Consider the following 20,575-nt stretch of genomic DNA (forward strand, 5'->3'; position numbering starts at 1 on the left):
CATGCGTCCAGCGCTTCGCCGTTCCAGGTGATCGCCTCGGCATACCGTAGACATACCGGGCGTTCCTAAGCTTGCGCGGGTGTCTCGCAACGATCGCTGGATCAGAGGTCTCGCCCTCCTGATCCTGGCTGCTCCCATGCTCGTGACAGGTCCGCAGGCCGGGGCGAAGGCCCTGTCGGACGTAGGCTTCTTCGGACGATGGCGGGATGGCGCCTGGGACATCGGATCGCGGTTGTCCTACAGCCATCCGGGCCTGACGGACATGCAGAACGCGGTCAAGGCGGGTGACTACGGCCTGGCAAAACAGCGGTTGCTCGACTATTTCCGGACACGTCCAGCGATATCGGCGGGCAGCTTCTCCCACCCGGACTGGCCGGGAGCCGTGGAGCTTACTCCGGACCACATCTGGACGCTTGACGGCGGCGAGGTCTACATCAGGACCCTGACGATCGGCACGGCGGAGACGACGGTGACGACCGACGTGACGAGCAGCGTCACCGGTGGCCGGAGCGGATTCTTCCTGATGAGCCGGTACAAGGACCCGGTCGTCGCGCACGTCCACAGCAGGAGCAAAGGCTCCGGCAAACCCACCCTGCGCCTGACCTTCGCCGACGGCTCGACCAAGAGCCTCCACCCGACGGACGACACCCACATCTGGGCGGGCCATCCCGGCAACGTGTACGGCGACAAGTACCTGCTGCAGGTCAGCGACCAGGGCGCGGGCCCGTTCACGGCCGCCACCCGCAAGGCCTACCTGCAGTTCGACCTCGACGGCCTGCCCGAGGTGAAGAAGGCCGAGCTGACGCTGACCGCCAGGGCGGACGCCAGTAAGCAGGTCATGCTGTTCGGCAACGGCGAATCCTTCGACGAGGACACCCGCACCTGGTCCAACACCGTGCAGTACACGTACTCCTGGGAGGGTGACCCGGGCGGCTTCGACTGGAAAAAGCCGGCCGGCGCCGACGAGGAGTACCACGTCCAGCTCCCCCGCTTCTTCTTCGCCGGGCCGCTCGCCACCGCCTATCAGCGGACCGGTGACGAGAAGCACGCCCGCGCCCTCATCGGCCTGATGACCGACTTCATCGAGGACGCCGACACCTACGACTCCGACGAGGGCGCGGGCTCGTACCCGAACAGCCTCTCCGTGGCCCGCCGCGTCCAGAACTGGATTCCGGCGTACGAGATCCTGCGCAAGAGCCCGTCGCTGACGGCCGAGGCCAACGCCGAAATCCTCAAGGCGTTCAACCGGGCGGGCATGCACCTGCAAGAGAGCGTCCAGGGCGCGCCGAACTGGAAGCAGACGCAGAAGGTCACGTTGCTGCACGCCGCGGTGTACTTCCCGGAGTTCCGCGCGGCCACGGGGTGGCGCGGCAACGCGGTCGACTTCCTGGGGTCGCAACTCGACGACTCGACCTACCCCGACGGCGGCTACTGGGAGGCGACAGACGGCTACGCCCGCTCCTACGCCTCGCAGTACGTGGACATCGCCCTGTTCATGCGGCCGCACGGGATCGAGTTCAGCGACGCCACCAAGGCCAAGCTGCGCAAGCTGGGCCGTTTCCTGATGGATCAGACCTACCCGAACGGCTACGGGCCCGGGTACGGCGACGGCGAGAGCAGGGACATCCGCTCGACGCTGAGACGGCTGGGCGAACTGCTCGGCGACCAGGAGCTGATCTACGTCGGCACCTCCGGCGCCTCGGGGCGGAAGCCCGCGCACACCTCGTCGCTGTATCCCGACACCCGGGTGGCGGTGTCCAGGTCCGGCTGGAGCCGCGACGACTCCCACCTGCGGCTCAACATCGACCGGGGCAACCACAGCCACACGGACGAACTGGCGGTCACCGCCTACGCGTACGGCAGGGCTCTGCTGCCCGACATGGGGACATACACCTACAGTTCTGACCTGCGCGCGCAATGGCTGCGGTTCAGCACAGAGGCGCACAACACCATCGAGATCGACAACCAGGCACAGGATTCGAAGGCTCCGGGAGCGATCACTCACCTGGTCACCAACCCGGTCTTCGACCGGATCGGCGCCCACACCGAAGCCTCAGGCGGCGCGCGCCACGAGCGATCCGTCCTGGCCCTGCACTCGGGCCTCTGGCTCGTCTCCGACCGGCTGAAGCCCACCGACGGCGCGGCACACCGCTACGAGCAGAACTGGCACTTCGGCGCGGAGGCCGGCCCCGCTCTCCGATCCGGATCGAAGGCCGCGACCACGGCCTTCGACGGCACGGGTCCGAACATCAGCGTCGTACCCGCCGACCCGGGCCAGATCAGCGCCTCGCTGCGGGACGGCCACCACGCGCCGTACATGTACCGGGTGGAGAACGCCACGTACGCGTCGTACGTCAAGACGGCCAAGGGCGGGACGACCTTCGACACCCTCCTGCTGCCCTCCAGAGGAGCGGCGGACCCGGCGGCGGCGGTGGAGCGGCTCCCGGTCAGCGGCACCTCGCCGTACCGGGCGACCGCGCTGAGCCTGGACCTCGGCGCGCGGGGCGACGCGGTCTACTACAAGTCGTGGTCCAGCCAGCCCTCGCGCTCGTTCGGGCCCTACACCTACGACGGGAAGATGTTCTACGCGGAGAACGGCTCCACCGGCCGGACCATCGTCATGGTCCGCGGCACCTCCGTCGAACGTGACGGCCAGACCCTGGTCGAGTCCCCGGCCGAAGTGGCCGACCTCGCCGTGCGCATCGGCGCGGACGGAACCGTCCGCATCGACGGCACGGGCCTGACCGCGAGCACCGACCGGGCGCGAGCCATCGCGATCGACGCATCGCACGCCACCGAAGTGGTCCTCAACGGCACGCAGGTGCCCTTCACCCGCGACGGCGCACTCATCTACGCGGCGGCCGTCGCGTGACGACGGGTTCGGCCGGGCATGCCCTCATGGCGGGCGAGTGGGCCGCGGCCGCGCGGCTAAGGCGGGCCGGTGACCCGGGCCGTCAGCGGACGCCGCGGGGGCGGAACTGGATGCTGATGCGCGGCCCCGCCGGGCGGGTGGTCTTGGGGACGGCGTGTTCCCACGTGCGCTGGCAGCTGCCGCCCATCACGATGAGGTCGCCGTGACCCAGGTCGTAGCGGAGTGACGAGCCGCCGCCGCGCGGGCGGAGCAGCAGGGGGCGCGCGTAGCCCACGGACAGGATCGCCACCATGGTGTCGTGGGCGGCGCCGCGGCCGATGGTGTCGCCGTGCCAGGCCACGCTGTCGCGGCCGTCGCGGTAGTAGCACAGGCCGGCCGTGGCGAACGGCTCGCCCAGCTCCTCGCGGTAGTGCTCGTCGAGGACGCGCCTGGCGTCGGCGAGCACCGGGTGCGGCAGCGTCTCGCCCTCGTCGTAGAACTTCAGCAGCCGCGGCACGTCGACGACGCGGTCGTACATCTTGCGCCGCTCGGCCCGCCACGGCACCGACTCCGCCAGCCGCTCGAACAGCTCGTCGGCTCCCGACAGCCAGCCCGGCCGCACGTCGACCCAGGCGCCCCGGTCGAGAGGGACGCGGCGGACCGTCGAGCCGAGCGGCCCCACGGCGAGTTCCTCGTTCAGGCTCAGCAGAGATGCTTGGTAAACAGCCGCCATACCACCGAGTGTAGGTGATCGTTCAAACATGTCTTCGACTGTGCCGGATCCCGCGGGCGGGGCATGAAGGACGAGAAGAATCGCGTGGCGTCGTCCCGGGCCGCAGCGGGGCCGCCACATCCGATCGAGGAGCACGTCATGCTCACCACTGAGTTCCTGCCGGGCAGCCCGTGCTGGGTCGATGTCGGCAGCCCCGACATCGAGGCGACCGCCGGCTTCTACAGCGACCTGTTCGGCTGGCGGTTCCAGCCGGCGATGGAGGGATACGGCTTCTGGCAGGCCGACGGCAAGACGGTCGCCGCGGCCGGGTCGGTGATGGAGGAAGGGGCCGCCGCGTCCTGGATGGTCTACTTCCAGACGCCCGACTGCGACGCCACCGCCAAGGCGGTCGAGCTGGCCGGCGGGCTGGTCCGCGCCCAGCCGTTCGACATCGAGGGGCAGGGGCGGATGGCGCAGTTCACCGACCCCGCGGGGGCGGAGTTCGCGGCCTGGCAGCCGGGTGGCACGCGCGGCCTCGACGTGGTGACCGATCCGGGGTCGTTCGCCTGGGCCGAGCTGTTCGTGCCCGACACCGACGGCATCCGCGGCTTCTACCGGTCGGTGTTCGGCTGGCGGTTCGACGACGTCGACATGGGAGATCTGACCTACCCGGTGGTCTCGCCGGCCGAGGGCGGCGCCGACTCGTCGATGGCGGGGCTGGTGGGGCTGCCGCCGGGTGACCGGGCCCACTGGGTGCCGTTCTTCGAGGTGCCCGACTGCGACGGGGTGGTGGCCAGGTGCCAGGAGCTCGGCGGCACGGTGCGCACGCCGGTGGACGACGTGCCGGGGGTGGGGCGGATCGCGTACCTGTCCGATCCGCACGGGGCGCGGTTCGCGGTGATCACCAGCACGGCCTGAGCGCGCCGGTGTAACGTCTTCGGGGTGTTGACACGTTACATGCTCGGCGCCCTCGCCTCCCGTACCGGCGACGAGATGTCCGGGCCCGCGCTGCTGGTCGCCGGGCTGGCTGTCACGGGGTCGCCGGTGCTGGCGTCGTCGCTGCTGGCGGGGCTGACCGTGTCGGCGGCGGCCGGGGGGCCGCTGCTGGGCGTGATGCTCGACCGTACCCGCAGGCCGGGGCGGGTGCTCGGGTGGTGCCTGGTGGGTTACGGCGCGGGGCTGCTCGTGGTGCTGGCCGGGCTGGGGCGGCTGCCGGACGCGGCGCTGATCGGGGTGGCGGTGCTGACGGGGTTGCTGGGGCCTTCGCTGAACGGCGGGTGGACGGCGCAGCTGCCGTCGGTCGTCGGGGCCGGGCGGCTGCCGCGGGCGAACGCGCTGGACGCGATGAGCTACAACGTGGCCGCGCTGGCCGGGCCTGCGCTGGTGGGGGTGATCGCGACCGCCACCGGAGGAGAGGCGGCCGTCGTGGCCGGCGTGGTGCTGCTGGTGGCGGCCATGCCCGCGGCCCGGGTGCTGCCGGCGCGGGAGGAGAGGCTCGGGAAGCCAGGGGCGGTCCGGGAGGAGCTCGCGGCCGGGTTCCGCGCCATCGCGGGGAACCGGGCGCTGCGGCGGGCGACCGTGACGTCCATGGTGTCGATGGCGGGTCTGGCCATGCTGATCGTGGCCGCGCCGCTGCTGGGGCTGCGGCTCGCGGGCGACGCCGGGTACGGGGCGCTCCTGCTGGCGGTGACGGCGGGAGCGGCCCTCGCGGCCAACGCCGTGATCGCACGGGTCGGGGTGCGATGGCAATCTCTCCGCACGGGACGGCAAGCTGGCGTCGCGAGGGCGGGGGTGCGGTGGCGGCCTCTCCGGGCGGGACGACAAGCCGGTGCCGTGGACGCGCGGGCGAGGTTACGGTGGCGGCCTCTCCGGGCGGGACGGCAAGGCAGTGCCGGGGTCGCGCGGGCGGGGATGGGGTGGGACACGGTGATGGTCGTGTCCACCCTGTTGATCGGGGTGGGGACGCTGGTGGCGGCGGTGGCGGGGTCGTTCGCGGTGGCGGTCTTGGCCGCTGTGGTGGTGGGCGTGGGTGAGGGGCCGCAGCTTACGGCGCTGTTCGCGGTGCGGCATCGGGAGGCGCCTGAACGGGTGCGCGGCCAGGTGTTCACGACCGGGGCCAGCTTGAAGATCACCTCGTTCGCGGCGGGTTCGGCGCTGGCGGGGCCGCTGGTGGCCTTGTCCCCGGGAGCCGCGCTGCTCGCGGGGGCGGGCGTCCAGCTTCTGGCCGTGGCGGCGTACGGTCTGCTCTCGCTCCCCCGGTCGGCCCTGGAAGGACCTACGCCGTACGGTCCTGACGAAGCCGCGGGCGAAGAGGCACAGGCGGGGTGATCAGGCCGGGCGACATGAGCGGATGCAGGCAAGGGGCGATAAGGCCGGGCGATCGGGCTGGGTGCAGGCAAGGTGATCAGGCTGGGCGGGTGGAGCGGTAGGCGGCTACGCGTTCGCGGGTGGCGCAGCGTGGTGTGCAGTAGCGGCGGGGGCTGCCGCCGCCCGCGTGCAGGAAGGGGCGGCGGCAGGTCGCCGACGCGCACAGGCCGCCGGGGACGCGCTGGTGGTCGGCCAGGAGGACGGCGAAGGCCATCGCCGAGGACGCCTGGAACCATTCGCCCCAGGGCGCGTCGTCGTGGCTGTCGACGTGCACGTGCCAGCCGGTCGTGCCGTCGTGGCTGGTCAGGCGGGGCGGCCCGGCGGCGGTCGCCAGGAGGCCGTTGAGCAGGGCCGCCGCCGCGCCGGGGCCGGGCGCGGCTAGGACCTCGACGAGCCGCCCGGCCGCCTCCCGCATCGCCCGCACGTCGGCCCCGGTGAGGTCGAGCGGCCCCCGCTCCCCGTGGGCGCGCAGCACCCGGGCCACCGACTCCGCCGTCGCGTCCTCGTACAGCAGGACCGTGCACAGGTCGACGGCCCTGGCCGCGATCGCCTTGGTCGAGTGATCCTCCACGTTCCCGAGCGTAGAGGGTCAGCCGCCGCAGGCGGCGACCACGAGCGAGTCCTTCAGCACCGTGTAGCGGTCCCTGAGCCTGACCGCGCCGGTCTCGGTGTCGATCTGGACGACGTTCATCCGGCCGGCCTGGGTGGTGAGGTGGAGCGTGACCTGCCGGTCGCCGGTCCAGTCGATGGCGTTGAGGTCGCCCTTGGGCAGCTTGACCGGGACCCGGCCGAGCACCTGGTCGGTCTCGACGTCGTACAGCACGAGCTGGGACTTGCCGGCGACGAACGCGGCGGCGGTGCGCCCGTCGGCGGCCAGGGCGAGCGGCATGTTGGCGGAGACGAGCTGCGGCGGGGTGGCGCGGGAGACGAGCTCGCCGGTGTCGGCGCGGACCACGACGTCTGTCACGGACTCGTCGGCGTCGACGGTGGTGAGGACCTCGCCGCCGTCGCCGCTGAAGTCCACCAGGGTCTCGCCGCGCGGGAGCGTGCCGAGGCGGGCGCCGTCGGAGGTGTCGAAGATCCGCACCTGGCCGGTGCCGATCGTGACGGCGAGCCGGCCGCCGTCGTCGGACAGGACGAGCCCGACCTCGTACTGCGGCACCCGGGGCACCGCGCCGGCCGGCAGCAGGGTGACGCCGCCGCCGAGGGTGCGGACGGCGAGGCGGCGGGAGTTCTTCGCGAAGTACGCGACCTTCGTGCCGTCGCCGCTGACCGCGACGGGCGCGGGGAGGTACTTGTAGGGCTTGCCGTCGGCCTTGAGCGCGACGGTCTGCGCGTCGGCCAGGACGCGCTGCTCGCCGCTGTGCATGACCAGCCGCCACGGGCCGCAGGGCAGCCGGCCGTCGTCGCCCCTGTCGCAGCCCTTGATGGAGGCGTAGCGGACGGCGTCGTGGTGCGGCCCGGCCTGGGCGGGCGCGGTCAGGGACACGGCCAGCAAGGCGGCGGCCAGCAGGATGACCTTCATGTCACTCTCCCGCGACGGTGTAGAAGTAGGGGTCCTTGCCGGTCGTGTAGCGCTCGGTCTGCTTGACGGCGCCGGTCGCGGGGTCGGCGGTGAGCACCCGGACCACCGCCGTGCCGCCCTTCCCTCTCCCGGGCACGGCGACCGTGAGCTTGCCGCCCTCGCCCCACCGGGCGGTGAACGGGGTGTCGCCGGGGGCGAGCGCGAGGTCCACGCCCTCGGTCAGCTTGCCGGTCGCCAGGTCGTACAGGCGCAGCCTGGGCGGTTTGCCGCGTTCGGGGTGGCCGGAGACGACGACCGCGACGGTCCGCCCGTCGCGGGCCAGCGCCTTGACCGGCGCGTTGGCCACGACCTGCGGCGGCGTGCGCCTGACGGAGGTGCCGTCGGGCTCGTGCACGACGAGCGCGGTGGTGTTGTCGGCGGTGACGCGCTCGGTGAGCACCCGGTCGCCGCCGGGGCTGAAGCCGATCGGGGTGTCTCCCCCGCGCAGCTCGGCGGTCCGGCGGGTGGCGAGGGTGTAGAGCTTGGTGGGCACCCGCTCGGCCTGGTCGAGGTAGTCGACCAGCACCCGGTCGCCGGCGGGCGACAGGGTGAGCGAGACCAGGTCGGTGCCGGCGCCCTTGGGCAGCAGCGACCTGGGCAGCGCGGTGCGGCGGCCGCTGGGCAGGTGCCACACGACCAGGCGGTGGTCGCCGGACCGCTGGTGGGCGACGGACCGGCCGTCGGCGCTGACGGCGAGCGGGGCGGCCTCGCCGGTGCTCCTGCCGCGCCGGTCGACGCTGACCCCGGCGACGGCGGAGCTGGTGGTCACGCCGCCGCCGGGGGCGAGCAGCCGCCAGGTGGGACACGGGACCGTGATGCCGGATCTCTCCGTACAGGTGGGGATCCACGCCAGGCCCACCTGAGCGGGCCTGGCGTGCGCGGCGGGCGCCCAGGCGACCCCGCCGAGGACCGCGGACGCCAGGAGGGCGGCGGTCGCCGAGCAGATTCTCATGCTCACTTGGACAACCGGCGGGCCGTACCCGCGGATCACGGATGCGTCACGTTCGGGGCAACGGCCGGCGGCCGGGGAAACCGAGCTCCGAGCGGTGGTACCAGCCCAGCTCCGGCTCGCCCTCGATCCAGCACAGCCGTACGGACGCGCCGTCGAGCACGGCGGGGAAGTCGAGCAGCACGGGCGCGATGCCCTTCACCTCCAGGCCCAGGCCGGCCCAGCGGGACAGGATCTCCTGCATGCCCGCCTCGATGCCCTTGATCTCGGGCAGCCCGCCGAGCGGGGAGACGCCGCCGGTGTCGCGGTCGTAGGTGATCTCGGCGAGGTCGGCGCGGGCGGCGATGAGCTCGCGGGCCTCGGCGAGGATCCGCGGCATCAGCGAGCGCGCCTCGGCGACGGAGAAGAGCCTGTCCATAGCCGGGAACGTTAGCGGTTCGGCTCGTAGGCGCGGAGCAGGAGCTGCTCGGCGTGGTCGAGATAGCCGTCGAGATAGGCGGCGGCGCGGTCGGGCTCGCCGGCCTCGATGAGCTTGAGCAGCTCGCGGTTGCGGTCGAGGAACGGCTCGTGGAAGTCGCGCGGGTTCTCCATCACGTGGAAGACCAGGCGCAGCTCGGCCAGGAGCTGGCGCATCGCCTCGTCGAGCCTGGGGCTCTGGTTGAGGGTGACGAGGGCCTGGTGGTAACGGATGTTGGCGGTGCCGACGGCCCGCCAGTCGCCGGCCTCGGCGGCCCGCTCGGCGTCGGTCATCGCCTCGCTGATCTGCGCCAGCGCCTGCGGCGTCGGGGGGCGGCGGACGGCCGCGCCTTCGAGCACCCGGCGCACGCGGTAGAGGTCGGAGACGTCCTCGGCCGACAGCACGCGGACGAACACGCCCCTGTTGAGCCGGTGGTCGAGCAGCCGTTCGTGGCTGAGCAGCCGGAACGCCTCGCGCAGCGTGTTGCGCGAGACGCCGAGGGCCTCGCAGATCGACTCCTCCGACAGGCGCTGGCCGGGCATGAAGAGGCCTTCGATGATCCGGTCGCGCAGGATGTCGGCGACCCGCTCGGCGGTGCTGCTGCGCCCGAGGCGGGATCGGTCTTGTGCGAGGCCGGCTACTGCGTCGTCCACAGGCAACAGGAAATCATCGAACAAACCTCTTGTCGAATCGTTCAACGATCCTTACGTTGAAACGGTGACCCTCTGAACGAAGGAGCGATCGATGTCCGGCTCCACCCCCCAATCCCGGCGGGTGATCCTCGCCAGCCTGATCGGCACATCGCTGGAGTGGTACGACTTCTTCCTGTACACGACCGCCGCCACGCTGGTCTTCGGCAAGCTGTTCTTCCCTACCTTCGACCCGCTGAACGCGACCCTGCTGGCCCTGACCACGAACGCGGTGGCGTTCGTCGCCCGGCCGCTGGGCGGGATCGTGTTCGGCCACTTCGGCGACCGCACCGGGCGCAAGACGGTCCTGGTCGTGACGCTGCTCGTGATGGGCGTCTCGACGTTCCTCATCGGCGTGCTGCCCGGATACGACACGCTGGGCGTGCTGGCTCCTGTCTTGCTCGCCACGCTCCGGTTCGTGCAGGGGCTCGGGCTCGGCGGCGAGTGGGGCGGCGCCGTGATCATGTCGCTGGAGCACGGCGACCCGCGCCGCCGCGGATTCAACGCGAGCTGGCCCCAGGTCGGCGTCCCGGCGGGATACGTGCTGGCCACCGGCCTGCTCGCGATCCTGTCGTTCACGCTCCCCGACGCCGCGTTCATGTCATGGGGCTGGCGGGTGCCGTTCCTGCTGTCGGGGCTGCTGGTCCTCGTCGGCCTGTGGGTGCGCCTGAAGATCACCGAGTCGCCGCTGTTCGCCGAGGTCGAGCAGAAGGGCGCCAAGGCGCGGATGCCACTGCTGGAGGTGCTGCGCACGCACCCGCGCGCGCTGCTGTCGGCCTTCACCGCCCGGATCGGCGTGGACGTCGCCTTCTACACCTTCACCGCGTACATCCTGGTCTACCTGACCGGCCCGCTGGGGCTGGACCGGCAGGTGGGGCTGAACGCGGTGCTGATCGCCTCGGCGCTGCAGCTCGGGCTGATCCCGCTGTTCGGCTCGCTCTCGGACCGGTACGGGAGGCGCCCCGTGTACTTCGCCGGCGTCGTGGGCGCCGCGGTCTGGGTGTTCGCGTTCTTCCCGCTGCTGGAGACCCGGTCCACGTTCCTGATCATCGTGGCCGCCGTGGTCGCGCTCGTCACCCACGCGGCGATGTACGGGCCGCAGGCGGCGTTCATCGCCGAGCTGTTCAGCACCCGGCTGCGCTACAGCGGGGCCTCGATGGGCTACCAGGTGGCCGGCATCGCGGGCGGCGCGCTCGCCCCGGTCATCGCGATCAAGCTCGTCGACACGTTCGGCACCACGCTCGCGGTGTCGGTGTACGTGGTGATCGCGCTGGCGATCACCGCCCTGGGCCTGGCCATCGCGCCGGAGACGCGGGACCTGGACCTGGCCGCCGAGCCGATGCCGCAGCGCACCTGAGACCGCCCCTCCTGGAGTTGCCGCGAGAGCCGCGGGCGGCGGCTGCCACCGCCGCCCGCGGAGGGAAGGACGACCATGCGAACCGCCCTGCTCGTGATCGCCGCGCTGATCTGCGTGCCGACGCTCGTCGGACTCGTCGGGGGCCTGGAGAGGACCGACGCCGGCGAGGTGGCCGTGGTCCGCGACGGCGGCTGGTTCGACGACAACCAGGTGCGCGCGGTCATCCCGCCCGGCTCCGGCCTGACCTGGGCCGGCCTGTGGTCGTCGGTGCACCCGTACCCGGCACAGCAGCGCTTCTACACGATCACCGCGGACGCCAGGCGCGCCACCACGCTGGGCGTCGACGTGGTGACGGTGCCCAGCGGCGACGGCGTGAACCTGGGCGTCGAGGGCACCCTGTACTTCACGCTCAACCTGGACCCGGCGACGCTGAAGACCTTCGACGACAAGTACGGCACCCGTACCTTCCGCGGCCAGGACGACTCCTTCCTGTACGCGTGGGAGGGCGACGAGGGGTGGACCGCGTTCTTCGGCCAGGCGGTCCGGCCGGTGATCGACAACGCGCTGCGCACCGAGGTGGGCGCCCGGCGCTGCGCCGAGCTGGTGCCGTCGTGCGCGCTGCTGGAGAGCTCGGCGCTGAAGCCGCGCGACAGCAACACGAACATCAGGGCGGTGCAGGACGGGGTGAACGCCGCGCTCGCCCGCGACCTGCCGCGCACGCTCGGCGGCGCGTTCTTCACCGGCATGACCTTCTCACTGTCGCGGATCACGCTCCCGGCCGAGGTGCAGAAGTCGGTGGACCGCTCGCTGGCGGCCGGCGCCGCCGTCTCCGAGGCGCAGGCGAGAGTCGCGCAGGCCGAGGCGGAGGCCAGGGCCAACCAGGCCAGGCAGGACGGCTACGACAAGTGCCCCGCCTGCGCCGAGATCGACAAGCTGAAGTCACTCCCCCAGGGCATCACCGTCTACGCCCCGGGGAACCAGGACGCGGTCGTCGTGCCCACCCGCTAGGCCCGGGGCTCGCCCGGAACAGGGGCACGGGTGAGCCACGGGCCCTTGAAGGCGGCCAGGGTCAGCAGGAACAGCACCTGGCCGCCCAGCCCGACCATCAGCCACGTCTCCCAGCCGGCCGCGGCGACGACCTGCGGCGAGACCACCAGCATCGCCACGATCATGACGCGGACGACCATCCCCCACAGCCCGAGCGCGGAGCCCTGCAGGCGGGCGTCCACGTCCTCGGCGTTCTCGGAGAAGTTGGCCATCCACGGCACGTACGCGATGCCCAGGGCCAGGAACAGCAGCGCGTACACGACCACCACGTGGGTGGCCGAGGCGCCGGCGCCGACCAGGCCGATGAAGTAGGCCAGCGCGGCGATGGTCAGCACGGTCCCGGCGGCGGTGAACGGCTTGCGCAGCCGCAGCCGGTCGGAGATCCGGCCGACCGCGATGACGGCCAGCGCGTTGAGCACGATGCCGAGCGCGACCACGCCGTTGGCGGCCGCCGCGGCCATGCCGAACGCGGTGACCAGGATCGTCTGGCCGAAGATGGCGAAGGTCCAGTAGAGCACCTGCCAGCCGGTGTTGCCGAGCACGTGCGCCCACAGGTGCGGGTGCCGGAACAGCTCTCTCAGCTTGCCCGGGTCGATCTTCTCCGCGGCGCTCACCTCCGCCTCGGCGTCCATGACCTGGGCCCGCAGCGCGGCGGACGGCTCGGCGATCTGCCAGATGATGATCGCGCAGAGGGTGAGCGAGACGACGCCCATGAGGATGGCCTGCGACTGCCAGGCGTTGCCGAACAGCGGCAGCGTCAGGCTCGCCAGCGCGGAGGCCAGGAACGAGGCGCCGACCGGGCCCCAGGTCCAGAACGCGAACGCCTGCGCCCGTCCCATCCGGGGCGAGAAGTCGCGCACCAGCGAGGCGGTGATGGTGATGCCCGCGCCCTCGATGAACAGCATCAGGCAGCGGACCGCGAGCAGCCCGCTCACCGAGCCGACGGTGGCGAGCAGGAAGTTGCAGGCGGCGGTGACGGTGAGCGTGGGCACCAGGATGGCGACCCGTCCCCACCGGTCCGACAGGATGCCGCCGAACCCGGCGGACACCCCCCCACCAGCACCGAGAGCGCCGCGATGAGCCCGTACTCCTCCAGTGACATGCCGAGGTCGGTCATCAGCAGCGGCAGGATGGTGGCGATCGTGGTCTCGAAGTTGGCCACCAGGCTGGCGAGCACCGCGATGGCGAGCAGGCGGACGCGGCGGGCGCCGACGGGATAGACGCTGAGCTCGCGGACGTAGAACGGCTTCATCCCCAACCTCCGGGGCACGAGCGGGACAAAGGGTCGCTCTAGAACGCGTTTCTAGTAGATCCACAGTTTGCTGGTGAACGCGCGCAAGTCAACGCTCACGAGCGTCACGATGTGATCTCGGTCACCATTTCGCACGTTGTAACGCAATCGCCGCCGATTCCCAGAACCTGATCGACCGTTTACGCATAAACTGCGCGCCTGTGAGCCTCCCTGTACGTGAACGTTCCCCCCGCCCGGGCGGCGGCCGGCACCGGCGGCCGGTCCCCACGTCCCTCCCGCCGGACGCGCCCGTACTCGTGCTCGCCGCGCCCGGCAGCGCCACCGGCGTGGCGGCGGACATCGCCGCCGTGGTGCGCGTCGACAACCCCCAGATCGAGGTACGGCTCACCACCGTGGACGAGCTGGCCCCGGCGCTGCCGGAGGGCCGGGACGCGATCGTGGTGCCCCTGCTCACCTGGGACGATCCGGCCGTCCTCGGCCAGATCGGCCGGGCCGTCGCCGACAGCGGCTCGGGCGCCGTCGTGACGGGCGCGCTCGGCCCGCACCCGCTGCTGGCCGAGGCGCTCCACATCAAGCTGGCCGAACGCGGCCTGGCCAGGGCCGACCGGGTGCGCCTGCTCAACGTCCACAGCCCCGTCGACGCGGTCATCCTCGGCACGACCGGCGGCGAGCAGGCCGTGCACGCGGCACAGGCGACCGCGGTGCTGCTGGCCTCCCGCCTGACGCTCCCGGTGGTGGCCGCCTCGCTTGACAGCGAGCCCGGAGTCGCCGTGGCCGCGGACCGGCTGCGCGCGGCCGGCGCCCAGCGGCTGGCGCTCTCGCCGTGTGTGATCGGCCACGAGGCCCCGGCTGACCTGGGGCGACGCGCGGCGGAGGCGATCGGCGCCGGCCACGCGGAGCCGATCGGCGCGCACAGCATGATCGCCGAACTTGTCGCCCGCGCTTACGGCAGTCAACTGGCCACTTGACAAGGGCTTGTAGAGATCACTCAAGTAGCGTTACCGTCGGCCCATGTGCGAGGTCGTGTGCAAAGGTGAGCGTTTGTGGCTTCGTGAGGTCACCGAGTCGGATGCCGCGCCACTGCACGCGATCTACGGAGATCCGGCGGCCACCCAGCACATGCCGTTCCCGCCCCGCACGGTCGGGCAGGTGGCCGAGGTCGTGCGGGAGGCGGTGGCGGCCGCCGCCGAGAAGCCGCGTCGCCTGTACGCGCTGGCCGTGCTCGACGCCCACGACCGGAGCGTGATCGGCGTGGCCCGGCTGCACATCGACGCCGAACGCCCGCACTGCGCCGAGATCGGCCTCGGCCTGCGCCCCGACCACTGGGGCCGGGGCATGGGCACCGACCTGGTGCGGCTGCTGCTGACCTTCGGCTTCAAGCAGCTCGGCCTGCACCGCATCTGGGGCGCGCGGGCCCCCGCCAACCTGCCCGCCCAGCTGGCCATGCTGACGGCGGGCATGGTCGAGGAGGGTCGCCTGCGTCACCACGTGGCCGCCCCCGACGGCTGGCGCGACTCGGTGATCCACGCCGCGATCGAGGACGAGTGGCGCGGCCGCTGACTCAGCGGACCAGCCCGAAGAACGCCCGGACGTCCCCCACCAGCAGGCCGGGCGCCTCCATCGCGGCGAAGTGCCCGCCGCGGTCGAACTCCGACCAGTGCACGATCTTGTGCTCGCGTTCGGCGACGCGGCGGACCCCGGGGTCGCCGGGGAAGACGGCCACCCCGTGCGGGAGCGCCGACGGCTCCTGCCCGCGGCCCCAGGACGCGGCGCTCTCCTTGTACAGCCGGGCCGAGGAGCCCGCGGTCCCGGTGAGCCAGTAAATGCTGATGTTGGTGAGGAGCTGGTCGCGGTCCACCGCGTCCTCGGGCAGCTCGCGGGCCGGGTCGGTCCACTCCTTGAACTTCTCGGCGATCCAGGCGAGCTGCCCTGCCGGGGAGTCGTGCAGGCCGTACGCGAGCGTCTGCGGCCGGGTGGACTGGATCATCGCGTAGCCGGAGCCGTCCTGGTCGCCGTAGACGGCCAGACGGGCCCGCTCGGCCTCGGTCAGGCCCTCCAGCTCGGCCGGATCCCCGCTCGGGAACCCGAGCCCGCCGTTGACGTGCACCCCGACGACCCGTTCCGGGTCGAGCCTGCCGACCATCGGGGAGATGACGGCGCCGGTGTCGCCGCCGTGCGCGCCGTACCGCCCGTAGCCGAGCCGGCGCATCAGTTCCTTCCACGCCGCCGCGACCCTGGCCATGTCCCAGCCGCGCTCGCGGGTGGGCCCGGAGAAGCCGAAGCCGGGGAGGGACGGGGCGACGACGTGGAACGCGTCGGCCGGGTCGCCGCCGTGCGCGCGGGGGTCGGTGAGCGGGCCGACGACCTTCATGAACTCGGCCACCGACCCCGGCCAGCCGTGCGTGACCAGCAGGGGCAGCGCGTCCCGCTCGGGTGAGCGCACGTGCAGGAAGTGCACGTTCTGCCCGTTGATCTCGGTGGTGAACTGCGGGAACGCGTTGAGCGCCGCCTCGTGCGCGCGCCAGTCGTAGCCGGTGCGCCAGTACTCGGCGAGTGCTCGCGCGTACGGGACAGGCACCCCGTACGACCAGCCGGCGCCGTCCAGCTCGTCGGGCCAGCGGGTACGGGCGAGGCGCTCGCGCAGGTCGTCCAGGTCGGCCTGCGGGACGTCGATGCGGAAGGGCCTGATGTCGTTGTCCATGACGCCCACGCTAGAAGCCGGTTAGGACAGGTACGGTCCTAGGTGTGCTGGAGACCTCGGCTCGACTGCTGAAACTGCTGTCCCTGCTGCAGACGCGGCGCGACTGGCCCGGCGCGGAGCTGGCCGGGCGGCTCGGCGTCTCGGCCCGTACGGTGCGCCGCGACGTGGAGCGGCTGCGGGAGCTGGGCTACCAGGTGCACGCGTCGGCCGGGGTGCCCGGTTACCGGCTCGGCGCGGGCAGCGACCTGCCGCCGCTGCTGCTCGACGACGAGGAGGCGGTGGCGGTGGCCGTCGGGCTGCGCACGGCCGCGCAGGGCGGCGTGGCGGGCATCGAGGAGACCTCGGTGCGGGCGCTGGCCAAGCTGGAGCGGGTGCTGCCGTCGCGGCTGCGCCACCGGGTGAACGCGCTGCAGTCGATGACCGTGCCGCTGACCGGCGGCGCGCCCGCGGTCGAGGCGGGCACGCTGTCGGCCATCGCGGCCGCCTGCCGCGACCACGAGGGCCTGCGCTTCGACTACCGGGCCGGGGACGGGACGGTCACGGAGCGGCTGGTGGAGCCGCACCGGCTGGTGGTGTCAGGACGGCGCTGGTATCTGGTGGCGTTCGACCCCGGGCGGGACGACTGGCGGGTGTTCCGGGTCGACCGGCTGCGGCTGCGCACGCCGAACGGGCCGCGGTTCACGCCTCGGGAGCCGCCTGCCGACGACCTGGCGGCCTACACCTCACACAGGATCTCCAGCGCGCCGTACCGTTACCGGTGCCAGGTCATCGTGCACGCGCCGGCGGAGGCGGTCGTGGCGCGCATGCCGCCGTCGGTGGCCGCCGTGGAGCCGCTCGACGGGGGCGGTTGCCTGCTGACCAGCGGCTCCAACTCGCTGGACGAGCTGGCGTTCTGGCTGGTGTCACTGGGGATGGCCTTCGAGGTGCGCGAGCCGCCCGAGCTGGCGGCGCACCTGCGGGTGCTGGCGCGCAGGCTGGCCGACGCGGCGGGCGGCTGAGACGCCGGGTGTCGGCGCGGGGAATTGTCGGTGGCGGGCCCTACCATGAGGCTCCTCACGGAGGGATGGCCCATGCTCGACTCGCTGATCGTGCCCCTGTTCGTCACCACCGACCTGCCGCCCCGGGCCGAGCTGGCGGAGTTCGGCGAGCTGGTCGCCGGCGCGGCGCGGACGCTCGGCTACGACGCCTTCCTGTCGGGCAAGGTGTTCTGGCTCGACCGCCCGGTGCTGCCCGGGCAGCGGCCCGCCGCCGAGACCGAGTCGCGCTTCGCCGGGATGCTGGGCCACCTGGCGGTCTCGGGGGACGCGCATCCGGTCCGTGAGGTGGTGGCCGACCTGCGCACGGCGATCGGCGCGGCCGTCTCGGTCCGCTACGGCGACGCCGGCGCGCCGCCCGCCGTGTTCGCCATCCGCGACCGCGACGTCCGCGAGCGCACCCCCGACACGGCGCTCCACATCGGCACCCGCGACGCCCCGGCCGAGCTGGTGACGGTAGCGCGGCCTTACCTCTGACGGCCCGGCCTGCTTGTCGTGGCCCTTCAGGCGGCCAGTCCTATCAGGGTGTAGGGGGCCCACAGGTCCGGGCGCGACGACCCGTACAGCTCGCGTGACTCCAGCATCGCCGCCCTGAGCGCCCTGCCCGGGCCCGCGGCGGCCAGCCGGGCGTGGAAGGACGGCAGCAGCTCCCGCGCCACCTCGGGGTGCGCCGGCCACTGCGGCAGCAGCGCGGCGGCGGCGCCCGCGCGCAGCAGGGCGTGCCCGAGCGCTGTCACGCCCGCGCCGCCGGGTGTCGGCCCGCAGCCGCTCACGGCGACGAGCCGGGCCTCGATCCGCAGGTCCATGAGCGCGCGGGCGTTCAGCAGCCCGCCGGGAAGGCGGATCCCCGAGCCGTACGGGTCGGCGCCGTCGTAGCAGGCCGGGCAGGCCAGGTGCACGGTGTCCCAGACGCCTTCCAGATCGCGGGCGGCCGCGGTGACCGGCGGGCTGCCCAGCACCGCGGCGACGGCGGCCGCGTCCTCGCCCTGGCCCGCCACCAGCGTCCGGCCGCCGTGACCGGCTCGGCGCAGCGCCTGCCGGGCCAGCGCGGCCGCCGACGGCGCGTATGCCACGGCGTAGCGGTCGAGCAGCAGCCGCCCGCCCGGGGCGAGCGCGTGCAGCGGCAGCCCGTGCAGGTCGCCGTGCGGCAGCAGATACAGCACGTCGAGATCGTCGCCGAGCGCCTCGATCGCCTCGCCGAGCAGCAGGTCGGCGACCACCCGCCACAGCTCGGCCCGCCTCCGCCCGCCGTCGCCGGCCCTCGCCGTCGCGGCGAACTCGGCCAGCAGCTCCGGCCCTGCCGAGGTGGCGAACGCGCGCGGCCTCGCCCATCCCGCGCGGTGCGCCACCACGCTGACGAGCGCCTCGCCGGTGTGGAACGCGACGACGCCGCTTCCTTCCGGCAGCAGGTCCAGGAGCCGGCCCGGGTCGACGCCGATGGCCCGCGCGACGTTCTCCTCCAGCCCGAGCAGCGTCTCCTTGGCCCGTTCCGCATGCGCCCAGGCCCTGGCCCCGCGCCCCAGACGGACGGCCAGCCCCACCGCCCTGGAACGGAGCCGCTCGGCCGCCGCCGAACCCGTGTCGTCCAGCTCACCGGCCCGCTCGGCGTCCGCCAGTGCGGCCGCCAGCTCACCCAGCTCCTCGCCCGCCGCCGCCCTGGTCGCATACGCGGCGGCCAGCTCCGCCCGATGCGCCCCGCCGAGCCCCGGCACGCGCCCCCCGCCATCGTCCCCGTCCGACCACAACCCCCCACCCACAGCCGCCCCCGGCCCACTCAGACGGCCCTCACCCACAGCAACCGGCCCTTGGGGCTCAGCTGCAACCACGTCCGACCGCCCCGCGCCCTCGACGGGCGGATTCTGCACCTCACCATCCGGCTGCCGCGTGACCTCAACAACCGACCTCTGCTCGCCTCCAGCCCAGTCCGGCCGCCCCGCGCCCTCGACGGCCGACCCCTGCACCTCACCATCCGACCGCCCCGCGCCCTCAACGGCCAGCCGCTGTACCTCACCATCCGACCGCCGCGCGCCCTCGACCACCGGCCCGGAGCCCTGCGGCTCATCTCCGGCCGGTTCCCGCTGGTGTAGGCCGCCGAACAGCTCCGCCCGCTGGGCGCCGCCGACATCAGGATCCGCCCACTGCGCGCCGCCGACACCAAGGTCCGGCGGCTGTCCGCCGGCGGCGGCAGTCGGTCGCTGGGTGCCGCCGCTGAACGGCGTCGGCCGCTGAACGTTCCCCGTTGTTGGCTGGGTGCCGGACTCTAGGAGGTCGATGGCTGCCGAGGCGCGGGCACGGGCGGCGCTGAACCGGCCGGCGCGCAGGTCCAGAGCGCCGAGTTCGGCCAGCGCCACGGCCTGGCCCTCGCCGAAGCCGATCCGCTGCGCCAGCGACAGCGCCTCGGCCAGGCGGTCTACGTCGCCCAGCCGACCCAGTGCGATCAGGTCGCGCACGACGGCCCGCTGCCGTCCGCGCGCCCGGTCGATGTCCAGGGCCCGTTCGGCGAGCCGTGCCGCGCCGTCGCGTTCTCCTCTGGCCGCGTGCACGGGGGCCAGTTCCCCGCACACGGTGGCCACGGTCGCGTCGTCGCCGACGGCCTCCCCGAGCGCCAGCGCCTCCTGGTAGAGAGTTGCGGCCTCGTCCACGTCTCCCTGGCGAAAGCGCGTTCTCGCCCGTACCGCGAGCAGAGACGCCCGCATGCCGCGCCAGGCGGGGCCGGCGGCGAGCGCGAGCGCCTCGGCGAGCACCGCCCCGGCGTGCGACCAGCGCCGGTCCTCCGCCAGCGCCGCGCCGAGCGCCCCGAGCGCGGCCACCAGCCGCACCGGCATCGCCTGCCCGGACTCGCGCGCCAGCCGGACGGACTCCGCCAGGTGACCGATCGCCTCGGCCGTGCGCCCCAGCGCGAGCGCGGCGGCGCCACGCCCGCGCAGGTGCTCGCTCAGCAGGCCGTCACGCAGGTCGCACCCATGCTTCGCGTACTCGTACGCGGCCTCCGGGTCGTCCGCCTCCAGCGCCAGCGCGCACAGCTTGGCCAGCAGCCCGGAGCGGCGGCGCGGGTCGGCGGCGGCGCCGGCCGCCTGCCGTGCCAGCGCGAGCGCCCCGGACAGATCGCCTGCCGCCTCGGCCTCCTCGATGCGTACGCGCTCGGCCAGCCGTTCGGCCAGCTCCCGGTCCGCGCCGCCGCGCCGCACCGCGGCCAGCGCCTGCGCCAGCGCCGCCCGCCCCCGCGCGACCTCCCCAGCCGCGAACTGCAGCTCGGCCAGCCGCACCAGCACGGCCGGTTCCGCTCCCCCGACCGGGATCACCTCGTACGGTGCGTCCCCCGTAGGCCCGGTCACCGCGCCACTGAGCCCCTCTTCCAGCGCCTTCCTCGCCCGGCGCAGGTCGCCCCGCTCCTCCAGCGCGAAGCCGAGACGCAACGAGGTGAGCGCGGCCAGACCAGCGTGCCCGGTCGCGCGGAAGCCGTCGGCGGCCAGCCCCAGATGCTCCACCACAGCCGCCGATCCCCCCGCACGAGCAGCCCCCCAGCCACCCTCCCCCCGCTCCCCCAGCCCGCCCACCCCGGCGACCGGCCCACCTCCGGGCCCCACCGGCAGAC

Annotated in this window: 19 protein-coding genes; 9 read left to right on the forward strand and 10 right to left on the reverse strand. The window is 73.3% G+C overall.

Annotation, left to right across the window (positions count from 1 at the left end; all coding sequences use genetic code 11):
* Window positions 1–79 precede the first annotated feature (79 nt).
* Window positions 80–2,872 carry a heparinase II/III family protein gene (locus ABD999_RS12735; protein WP_271279274.1) on the forward strand — a complete coding sequence of 931 codons (2,793 nt, stop codon included), beginning with the start codon at window positions 80–82 and terminating at the stop codon, window positions 2,870–2,872.
* Between the two features lie 82 nt (window positions 2,873–2,954).
* On the opposite strand, the gene ABD999_RS12740 is transcribed toward ABD999_RS12735, so the two are convergent.
* Window positions 2,955–3,584 carry an alpha-ketoglutarate-dependent dioxygenase AlkB gene (locus tag ABD999_RS12740; protein WP_148030713.1) on the reverse strand — a complete coding sequence of 210 codons (630 nt, stop codon included), beginning with the start codon at window positions 3,582–3,584 and terminating at the stop codon, window positions 2,955–2,957.
* 138 nt (window positions 3,585–3,722) lie between these two features.
* Between ABD999_RS12740 and ABD999_RS12745 the strand changes: the two genes are divergently transcribed.
* Together ABD999_RS12745 and ABD999_RS12750 are read left to right on the forward strand one after the other, a co-directional pair.
* Window positions 3,723–4,481, forward strand: coding sequence for a VOC family protein (locus tag ABD999_RS12745; RefSeq protein WP_148030712.1), 759 nt, complete (start codon window positions 3,723–3,725; stop codon window positions 4,479–4,481).
* A 24-nt stretch (window positions 4,482–4,505) separates the two neighbouring features.
* Window positions 4,506–5,891, forward strand: coding sequence for an MFS transporter (locus ABD999_RS12750; protein ID WP_271279273.1), 1,386 nt, complete (start codon window positions 4,506–4,508; stop codon window positions 5,889–5,891).
* A gap of 76 nt (window positions 5,892–5,967) precedes the next feature.
* Here the strand turns inward: ABD999_RS12750 and ABD999_RS12755 are convergent, their stop codons facing one another.
* Genes ABD999_RS12755 through ABD999_RS12775 form a run of 5 tightly spaced genes read right to left on the reverse strand, consistent with a single transcriptional unit; the run spans window position 5,968 to window position 9,553 of the window.
* A complete protein-coding gene (locus ABD999_RS12755; RefSeq protein WP_271279272.1) occupies window positions 5,968–6,501 on the reverse strand; it encodes a CGNR zinc finger domain-containing protein in 534 nt (177 codons plus the stop codon).
* Between the two features lie 18 nt (window positions 6,502–6,519).
* Window positions 6,520–7,455, reverse strand: coding sequence for a WD40 repeat domain-containing protein (locus tag ABD999_RS12760; RefSeq protein WP_271279271.1), 936 nt, complete (start codon window positions 7,453–7,455; stop codon window positions 6,520–6,522).
* 1 nt (window position 7,456) lies between these two features.
* Window positions 7,457–8,446: a WD40 repeat domain-containing protein gene (locus ABD999_RS12765; RefSeq protein WP_271279270.1), complete on the reverse strand. Its 990-nt coding sequence runs from the start codon at window positions 8,444–8,446 to the stop codon at window positions 7,457–7,459.
* A gap of 46 nt (window positions 8,447–8,492) precedes the next feature.
* Window positions 8,493–8,861, reverse strand: a complete 369-nt coding sequence (locus tag ABD999_RS12770) for a DUF2203 domain-containing protein (RefSeq protein ID WP_219548285.1) — start codon at window positions 8,859–8,861, stop codon at window positions 8,493–8,495.
* 11 nt (window positions 8,862–8,872) lie between these two features.
* Entirely contained in the window at window positions 8,873–9,553 is a 681-nt protein-coding gene (locus ABD999_RS12775; protein WP_315970604.1) for a GntR family transcriptional regulator, read from the reverse strand.
* A 91-nt stretch (window positions 9,554–9,644) separates the two neighbouring features.
* Here ABD999_RS12775 and ABD999_RS12780 point away from each other — a divergent pair, with 91 nt between their 5' ends.
* The gene (locus tag ABD999_RS12780) at window positions 9,645–10,946 is read left to right on the forward strand and encodes an MFS transporter (protein WP_271279269.1); all 1,302 of its coding nucleotides are present in this window, start codon (window positions 9,645–9,647) and stop codon (window positions 10,944–10,946) included.
* Window positions 10,947–11,021: 75 nt separating this feature from the next.
* Window positions 11,022–11,954: an SPFH domain-containing protein gene (locus tag ABD999_RS12785; protein ID WP_148030705.1), complete on the forward strand. Its 933-nt coding sequence runs from the start codon at window positions 11,022–11,024 to the stop codon at window positions 11,952–11,954.
* On the opposite strand, the gene ABD999_RS12790 is transcribed toward ABD999_RS12785, so the two are convergent.
* Window positions 11,951–13,042, reverse strand: coding sequence for an MFS transporter (locus ABD999_RS12790; RefSeq protein WP_271280359.1), 1,092 nt, complete (start codon window positions 13,040–13,042; stop codon window positions 11,951–11,953). The two genes, ABD999_RS12785 and ABD999_RS12790, sit on opposite strands and share 4 nt — an antisense overlap.
* Window positions 12,925–13,245, reverse strand: coding sequence for a hypothetical protein (locus ABD999_RS12795; RefSeq protein ID WP_271280358.1), 321 nt, complete (start codon window positions 13,243–13,245; stop codon window positions 12,925–12,927). The genes ABD999_RS12790 and ABD999_RS12795 overlap by 118 nt, the downstream gene beginning before the upstream one ends.
* Window positions 13,246–13,445: 200 nt before the next feature.
* Between ABD999_RS12795 and ABD999_RS12800 the strand changes: the two genes are divergently transcribed.
* Window positions 13,446–14,213: a sirohydrochlorin chelatase gene (locus ABD999_RS12800; protein WP_148030703.1), complete on the forward strand. Its 768-nt coding sequence runs from the start codon at window positions 13,446–13,448 to the stop codon at window positions 14,211–14,213.
* Window positions 14,214–14,286: 73 nt separating this feature from the next.
* Window positions 14,287–14,805, forward strand: a complete 519-nt coding sequence (locus tag ABD999_RS12805; RefSeq protein ID WP_271280357.1) for a GNAT family N-acetyltransferase — start codon at window positions 14,287–14,289, stop codon at window positions 14,803–14,805.
* A gap of 1 nt (window position 14,806) precedes the next feature.
* Here ABD999_RS12805 and ABD999_RS12810 read toward each other — a convergent pair whose 3' ends face one another.
* Entirely contained in the window at window positions 14,807–15,946 is a 1,140-nt protein-coding gene (locus tag ABD999_RS12810) for an epoxide hydrolase family protein (RefSeq protein ID WP_271280356.1), read from the reverse strand.
* Window positions 15,947–15,990: 44 nt separating this feature from the next.
* Between ABD999_RS12810 and ABD999_RS12815 the strand changes: the two genes are divergently transcribed.
* Both ABD999_RS12815 and ABD999_RS12820 read left to right on the forward strand, forming a co-directional pair.
* Window positions 15,991–16,944, forward strand: coding sequence for a helix-turn-helix transcriptional regulator (locus ABD999_RS12815; RefSeq protein ID WP_271280355.1), 954 nt, complete (start codon window positions 15,991–15,993; stop codon window positions 16,942–16,944).
* A gap of 72 nt (window positions 16,945–17,016) precedes the next feature.
* Window positions 17,017–17,457 (forward strand): hypothetical protein, encoded by a 441-nt coding sequence (locus tag ABD999_RS12820; RefSeq protein WP_271280354.1) that lies wholly within the window; start codon window positions 17,017–17,019, stop codon window positions 17,455–17,457.
* A gap of 26 nt (window positions 17,458–17,483) precedes the next feature.
* Here ABD999_RS12820 and ABD999_RS12825 read toward each other — a convergent pair whose 3' ends face one another.
* Window positions 17,484–20,471 (reverse strand): CHAT domain-containing protein, encoded by a 2,988-nt coding sequence (locus ABD999_RS12825; RefSeq protein ID WP_345482701.1) that lies wholly within the window; start codon window positions 20,469–20,471, stop codon window positions 17,484–17,486.
* Window positions 20,472–20,575 lie beyond the last annotated feature (104 nt).

This window comes from Nonomuraea ferruginea, assembly GCF_039540635.1.
Classification (GTDB): domain Bacteria; phylum Actinomycetota; class Actinomycetes; order Streptosporangiales; family Streptosporangiaceae; genus Nonomuraea; species Nonomuraea ferruginea.